This is a genomic window from Synechococcus sp. R3-13 (assembly GCF_047462195.1).
Classification (GTDB): Bacteria; Cyanobacteriota; Cyanobacteriia; order Thermostichales; family Thermostichaceae; genus Thermostichus.
The window spans coordinates 1-6,666 of record NZ_JANSIO010000061.1 but is presented as its reverse complement, the minus strand read 5'-3'; the positions used below and the strand labels follow the sequence as shown (position 1 = coordinate 6,666).

At 61.6% G+C, this 6,666-nt stretch carries 8 protein-coding genes; all 8 read right to left on the bottom strand.

Annotated features, from left to right (window positions below):
* Positions 1-325 (bottom strand): ribose-5-phosphate isomerase A (locus tag NW856_RS02000; protein ID WP_414398838.1); only part of this gene is annotated, 325 nt, incomplete at its 3' end.
* A 50-nt stretch (positions 326-375) separates the two neighbouring features.
* Positions 376-1,797 (bottom strand): 30S ribosomal protein S12 methylthiotransferase RimO, encoded by a 1,422-nt coding sequence (gene rimO / locus NW856_RS01995; protein WP_414398836.1) that lies wholly within the window; start codon positions 1,795-1,797, stop codon positions 376-378.
* A gap of 46 nt (positions 1,798-1,843) precedes the next feature.
* Positions 1,844-2,674 (bottom strand): cobalt ECF transporter T component CbiQ, encoded by an 831-nt coding sequence (cbiQ, locus tag NW856_RS01990; RefSeq protein WP_414330633.1) that lies wholly within the window; start codon positions 2,672-2,674, stop codon positions 1,844-1,846.
* Positions 2,661-3,362: a cobalt transporter CbiM gene (gene cbiM / locus NW856_RS01985; protein ID WP_414330636.1), complete on the bottom strand. Its 702-nt coding sequence runs from the start codon at positions 3,360-3,362 to the stop codon at positions 2,661-2,663. Before cbiM ends, cbiQ begins: the two co-directional genes overlap by 14 nt.
* An 8-nt stretch (positions 3,363-3,370) precedes the next feature.
* Entirely contained in the window at positions 3,371-3,892 is a 522-nt protein-coding gene (locus tag NW856_RS01980) for a hypothetical protein (RefSeq protein WP_414398834.1), read from the bottom strand.
* 151 nt (positions 3,893-4,043) lie between these two features.
* Positions 4,044-4,841: a hypothetical protein gene (locus NW856_RS01975; RefSeq protein WP_414342415.1), complete on the bottom strand. Its 798-nt coding sequence runs from the start codon at positions 4,839-4,841 to the stop codon at positions 4,044-4,046.
* Between the two features lie 299 nt (positions 4,842-5,140).
* Positions 5,141-5,902, bottom strand: coding sequence for an SH3 domain-containing protein (locus NW856_RS01970; protein ID WP_414398832.1), 762 nt, complete (start codon positions 5,900-5,902; stop codon positions 5,141-5,143).
* A 226-nt stretch (positions 5,903-6,128) separates the two neighbouring features.
* A complete protein-coding gene (locus NW856_RS01965; RefSeq protein WP_414342412.1) occupies positions 6,129-6,509 on the bottom strand; it encodes a hypothetical protein in 381 nt (126 codons plus the stop codon).
* Positions 6,510-6,666: the final 157 nt, after the last annotated feature.

Sequence of the window (6,666 nt, the reverse complement as noted above, 5' to 3'; positions counted from 1 at the left end):
CCCCTTTGATCAGGTTCAGGGATCCCACTTCAATCTCGTCGGCCCCATCGATGGCCAGATCCAGGCGCGGCTGCTCTTCTAGGGTAGCCAGTGGGATCCCCAGGGAGCGGGCCTGTTCAGCCGTGCGCTCGGAGGTGGGCACACCGAGGATCTGCAGACCCTCGCTTTGCATCCGCTCTGCTAGGGCGCTCACGGCAAAGGCGGCTGTGGATCCCGTGCCCAGCCCCACCACCATTCCCGATTGCACCTTTTGAACTGCAGCCCGGGCTGCCGCCTGTTTCAGCTCATCTAAAGACTCGGTCCCGCTGCCGCCAAGGGTAGTCATTCCCAGCTCCTCTCCCGTGGATGAAGATCCTACCAAAGTGCTTTGCACCGCTACCGCCCGCTCCAGCTAAAACCCTCCGGCGCTGCCACCACCCAACCGAAGAGATCATAGGGCTCGGCGTGGGTGATCTGCACCGGCACCAGGGATCCCAGAGAGCCCTCCCCACGCACGTACACCACCCCGTCCACTTCGGGGGCAAAGCGAGGGGAGCGGCCAATCCACTCGCCGGTTCTGGGGTTTTCCTGCTCCAAAAGTACAGGTACCACTCGGCCCACCTGCTCGCGGTTGCGGCGGAAGGCAATGCCTTGCTGCAGTTGCATTAGACGGGCGCGGCGCTCTTGTTTGACAGCCTCTGGAACCTGATGGGGGAGGTGGTAGGCAGGGGTGCCCTCTTCGGGAGAAAAGGTAAACACCCCCACATGGTCAAACTGATGGCGCTGGACAAAGTCTAGTAGATGCTGGAAGTGCTCCTCCGTCTCCCCAGGAAAGCCGACGATAAAGCTGGTGCGCAGCACGGCATTGGGCAACGCCTGGCGCAGCCGCTCGATCACCCGGTCGTTGACCTGCCCTTGCCAGGGGCGATTCATGGCCTTGAGGATCTCAGGATGGCTGTGCTGTAGGGGCAAATCCAGGTAAGGCAAGAAATTGGGAGTTTCTTGGATGGCCTCCACCACTGCAGGCGTGATGCCGGTGGGGTAGGCGTAGAGCATGCGGATCCAGGGAATGGGGATCTGGCCCAGGGCGCGGATAAGCTCAGCCAAGCGCGGCTCCCCGTAGAGGTCGATCCCGTAGTGGGTGGTGATCTGGGAAATCAAAATCAGCTCCCGCACTCCTTCCTCGGCCAGCTGTTCTGCTTCCCGGAGGATGGACTCGATGGAGCGAGAGCGTTGGTCGCCCCGCAAGTGGGGGATGATGCAGAAAGAGCAGCGGTAGTTACAGCCCTCGGCTACCCGTAGGTAGGCCACAGGCGCATGGGTGGTGCGATAGCGAGGTACGGTCTCGTCGGCAATGTAATCCAGGCTAGAAGTAACGGCATTGACCCGCTCTCCCCGCTCCACCCGCTCGATCACCTGGACGATCTGGTGATAGTCGCCCGTACCCACGATAGCCACCGCCTCCGGGATCTCCTGCAGCAGCTCCTCTTGGAAGTGTTGCGCCAAGCAGCCGGCAATGATGATCTTTTTGCCTTGTACCGCCAGCTCCATCAGGGTACTGACCGACTCCCGTCGCGCTGCCTCGATGAAGCTACAGGTGTTGACAATCACATAGTTAGCGCTCTCTTCGTCCCCATCCACCCGGTAGCCCGCTTGGGCCAGCAGGCCCAGCATGTGCTCGGTGTCCACCCGGTTTTTCTCGCAGCCCAGGTGTAAAACGGCAACCGACGCCTTTGTACGCTGCACCGCTGTTCGCGTAAGCGGGACGGAGTCCTTAACGGATGGGAAACTGGAGACGGTCGCTTCTAACCCATTCATGGACTGAGCATCAAAAAGGGGGCAGCTTGCCAGAGGCTTATCTATTCTAGTTGAGGGCCGCATCAGCGTTGCGGAGCAATAGAGCCGTAGCCACGGCCAACGCGGTGGCCGCCCAACTGTAGGGATCCCTGCCAGCCGCCGTCGGAAACAGAGGCGCTTGTCCATAGCCCCGCAGGCGCAAAGCCTGATAAACCCTCTGCGAGCGCTCGTAGCTGCGAACCAACAGGGTGCCCACCGAAGCGGCCAGAAAGGGCAGATCTTGTCTTAGAGACGGCCCAGGACGCCACAGGGATCCCCGCGGTCGCCAACCCCTCAGCCGGGCTGCCCGTTGCATCTGCTGCCACTGAGCGGCCACCTCCTGCAAATAGCGCTGGGTGAGCCAGGCCAGTTCCAGCAGGAGGTCTGGGATCCCCAGGGCCCGCAACGCTGCCAACAGTTCCGATGTGGGGGTGGTCTCCAGCAGCAGCATCGTGAGGGCAAATAGGGCCAGCCCTCTCCCCCCAATGCGAAGCGCCATCTGCAGCCCCTCCCAACGCAGAGCCAGGGATCCCCAGCGCCACAGGATGGTTTCCCCCGCCCAGAAGGGAAGGATCCCCATCAACCCTGCCACCAACAGCCCTGGGGCTGCCAGCCGCCTCAGCCCGAGGCTCCAAGGCAATCCCGACAGGCTCCACAGTCCAGCCACCAGCGCCCAGATGAGCGGCAAGAGGGCCAGGCACCTCACCGAGGCGAAAGCCGCCATCAGCGCCATCAGGCCCAGCACCTTGGGCAGAGGTTGCCACCGGTGCAGCCAGGAAAGGGGTTTGGAGGGGTGAGGATGGGATTGTTGACCGCGCCAGCAGCAAGGGATCCCTGAGCCGGCTTCATCTCTTGCCATACTCTCCCAGCAGCGCCGGTTGTACCCGCTGCAAAAACAGCACCACCCAACTGGCGAACAACCCCTCCACCACCATCAGGGGGATGTGGGCCACCACCAAGCTCCCAAGAGCCAGGCGACCGGCTTCTGTGGAGAGGATCCCGCTGCCAGCGTCAACCACAGCAGCCATGACCACCCCGTAAAACAACAGCACTGCTAGACCCACCCCCACAGCTCCCGCCAAGAAGGCAGACACTCCGGCCCCCATCACCCGACGGCCTGCCCGAAAAATCCCACCGGCCAGGAGCGCCGGGATCCCCATAATGGCGGCGTTGATGCCCAATGTGGTCAGGCCCCCATGGCCAAAGGCCACCGCCTGAAAAAACAAGCCCACTACAATCGCCGGATAGGCCAAAGCCCCCAACATCAGACCCATCAACCCGTTCAGCACCAGATGCAGGCTGGCCGGGGGAAAGGGCAGGTGAATCGAAGAGGCCACAAAAAAGACAGCCGTGAGCAAAGCCGCTTTGGGCAACTGGTCGCGACAGCGTTGCGTAGCAATATGGCGGGGATCCCGTTCCCACCAAGGACATTGCTCGGCAACGCCGGCGCGACGGAGAAGCCGCAAGCTGTAGCTGGTGATCAGGGCGGTGATGCCATAACCCCCTAGCCAAAGCGGTGCCGGCAAAATGCCATCGCTGATGTGCATGGTCAGTCCTACTCCAGAGCAGAGGAGCCAGCCTGGAAGCCTGAGATTCCTGACCCTGGAGATCCCGAAACCGGTGGGCTCTCCACCGCTGCGTAACCAGATTGACGGGGCCTGGAGAAGAACAGAGCTGTGCCCAGACAGCCCCAAATGACACAGGCGGCCATAACCCCCCGCTGCAAAGGCCCAAAGGGTGGGGAAGCGCTGGGGATCCCTTCTGTCTGAGGGAACTCCTCGCCCACCGGCACGTTGACCAACACCCCATGCCCCGCCTGGCGAATCCGCACCTGCCAGAGGCCCGTCAGGTTGGGATCCGGCTGCAGCAGAAATCGTCCCCGCGCATCCGTCTGTCCCTCCTGCCAAGGGGTAGTGGGATCCGTTGGCGCAAATACCGTCACCCGGGCGGATCCCATCGGTTCCCCAGAATCGTAGCGGGCCTCGATCTCAAAAGCGGGAACAGCCCGAAGAGAGGCTTCCACCCCGTGGCCCCAAGCGGGAGCAGACAGGAGCAGGCCGAAAGCCAGCAAGCTCAACCGTGCTCCGCATCGCTGACGCGACGCCGCAATCAGGCTCAGTCGGCAGGAAGGGATCCAAAGTTTTGGCCAGACTCGGTTCATTGGTTAGCTGAGGACAGACGACAATCTCTACGCTCTGCAGGCGACCGGTCTTAGAAAAGCCAAGACTTCAGGGCGAAGACTCTGTCTGGGCAGGGCCAGAGGCAGCGCGGCAGTGGCCTTCCCCCACATGGCCCAAGTGGTGCAGGATCTCCAATACGGCCTTAGCCGCAGGGGATCCCTCCTGCAGATCCCCCCAGTCCACTTCCAGAAGGTCGGATCCCCCCCCAGTGCTCCGCGCCGCTGACGCGGCCAGCCGCTGCTCCAGGGAGACAGGATCCAACTTCACCAAAGGGGCAAACCCCAGAGCTGCTTGATTGAGGCTGTCGTTGGGGGGCAAGCTTCCATCTCCAAACAGGTGGTCGAAATGGAAGGTGACCTCCAGATCTGCCACCTGGCCGACGCGCACAAAGCCTTTGCGCTCCTCCCCCACATACTCTCCGCAGGTGAAGGCCACCTCAGGGCTGAACTTGAGCACAAACGGCATCTCCCCAGCCCCTTCCTTTGTCGGTCGGGCTTGGCCTTCGATCCAGAGGGAATAGCCCTTTGCCGGCCCCTCCAGTGCTGGCACCAGCCGCCACCCCAGGGCGTTGTAGTGGCCAGGGGGTGCCTCTAGGGATCCCAGTAAGGCCCGCTCCGCCGGGGGAGCCGTGATCAAATCAACCGTGATGGGGCCGGAGAGGCTGACCAATGCCCGTGCCAGCAAATCTGCATTTCCTTCCGGATCAAAGGGCGGATCGGTTTGGTAGGCGGTTATGTCCGCCAGCGTCACGTACACGTGCTCAAAGCTCAGTTCCCAGCCGTCTTTGGAGACAAACCCCTCCCGAATGAAGTCCTCGCCGTTGGCCCAAAACTCCAGAGTACCCATCTCTGCCTTTGCTTGGGCTAGGGGTGCTTCCTGCCTGACCTTTTCCGCTCCAGCGTTAGAAGCCGGTCGGCAGGCGCCTAGAGAGAAGGCCAACCCAAGGGCCAGAAAGGGTAAAGCTAACCCCTTGCCCCAGGGATCCCTTGTTGAAGCACCAAGCCGAAATGGAGTGTGTTTCACCAGTTCCCCTGCCAAGGACTCGGTCCCGATGACGCAAACGGCACTGCTCTAGCGAAACACAGGCTTCCCTGGTGTTACAATCCCCCACCAGGGCATCTGTAGGGCTATGCCTATGGCAAGGGCTACTCCTGCGCCAGATTCCCCGCCCGCACCCAACCTTCCTGCCCATTCTGACGGCGAATGCGCTGCCAACGGCCATCTTCGCTGAGGCCCAGCACCATCACCACCTCGTTCATGGGCACACCACCAATGTAGGTTCCCTCCCGCTCTGGAGTGGCCCGCAGCGCCAAGCCAATCGGCTCAATCACCCGTCCCTGCCCACCTACTGCCACCATGGGGGGTCGAGCCGGCAAAGGAGTTGATTCAGGGTTGGGTTCAACCGTGGGAGCTGGAGAAGTTGAGGCTGAAACACCATCCACAGGGCCCAAATTGCCGGCGCGCACCCAGCCCTCCTGTCCATTCAGCTCCCGCCGCACCCGCTGCCAACGGCCATCGGCGCTGTACTCCAACACCGTCACCGTTTCCCCCACTACAATTCCCCCTTGGTAGGCTCCATCAACAGAGGGCTGGCTGCGGATGGCCAGGCCAATGGGCTCGATCACCCGCCCACGGCTGCCAGGGGGAAATCCCTCAGGGTCAACAGTGCCTGCAGCAGGGCCAGAGGGGGGAGAGGGAAAACTGGCTGGGCGGGGCAAGGGATCCAAGCGCACCGCCTGCGGAAATTGAGGCGGGGCAGGGGGGGCCAACATGGGGGCGACGAGCTGCCACAACTGCCAAGCCAAGGCGGCCAGAGCCCCAACCGAGACACTCACCACCACCAAGGTGCCCAAGGGAAAACCGCCAGAAGCAGGAGAAGAACGGCCTCGCATCGGGTAGTTAGCCATCCGAAATACCTTCCCGCAATGCTGCAGGCAAGAATCCGCAGAGAAGATGGGATCCCCGTCAAAACCGGGGATTTACGAAAGCCAGAGCACGACTGCTGCGCAACGCTGACGTGATTGCATCCCAATGTATCGTGTTCCGCAGCGCTCTTGCTAGGCCTGTGCAGAGGAACCGCAACGCTGACGGGGCGACGCGACCCCAGAGGGCAAGGGCGTCGGAGATTAGCTTCTACTTATTGGTGTTGGTGAACTTATTCTGCCAGTCGGTCGTCAAAATCTCTCGGCCAAATACCCATCCTGCCAGAAGGAGGGGCAATGCCAAGCCCAGAAAGCCAAAAAGACTGACCACCTGAGCCACTTGCCGCTGGGCTTGTTTTCTCCTGGGATCCGGGATGTTGTTGGCAGCCAGCACCACTTTAGAACAAAAAGCCACCACCACCGCCCCCACCGGCCCCAAAACCAAAGAGGGCCACAGCCAAGCTTCCACTTGCGAGAATGCGTAGGCTCCGGTAAAGGGGATAATCACGAAACAAGCCAACTCTAGGATCCCCCAGGTGAAGAGGGCCAACCAGACATCTTTGCGGAAGACTTCATCGGGATTGGTGTACATAAGCCTCCGGGATAAACCGCCCACACTAAGGCCAGACCTCGAGACAGGAACGGAAGCGCCACGGCTTCCAGATTAACTCCAGGTGCAAGGATCTGCTTGACGGATTTCCTCTGCCATTCAGGCAACTCAGCTAGAAATCGCAGGAGCCCCGCACTGT

What these genes read in the sequence shown, in the direction of transcription:
- rimO (WP_414398836.1), bottom strand. Translation starts at nt 1,797, where the DNA reads ATGAATGGGTTAGAAGCGACCGTCTCCAGTTTCCCATCCGTTAAGGAC.
- cbiQ (WP_414330633.1), bottom strand. Translation starts at nt 2,674, where the DNA reads ATGGCAAGAGATGAAGCCGGCTCAGGGATCCCTTGCTGCTGGCGCGGT.
- cbiM (WP_414330636.1), bottom strand. Translation starts at nt 3,362, where the DNA reads ATGCACATCAGCGATGGCATTTTGCCGGCACCGCTTTGGCTAGGGGGT.
- NW856_RS01975 (WP_414342415.1), bottom strand. Translation starts at nt 4,841, where the DNA reads ATGGGTACTCTGGAGTTTTGGGCCAACGGCGAGGACTTCATTCGGGAG.
- NW856_RS01970 (WP_414398832.1), bottom strand. Translation starts at nt 5,902, where the DNA reads ATGGCTAACTACCCGATGCGAGGCCGTTCTTCTCCTGCTTCTGGCGGT.
- NW856_RS01965 (WP_414342412.1), bottom strand. Translation starts at nt 6,509, where the DNA reads ATGTACACCAATCCCGATGAAGTCTTCCGCAAAGATGTCTGGTTGGCC.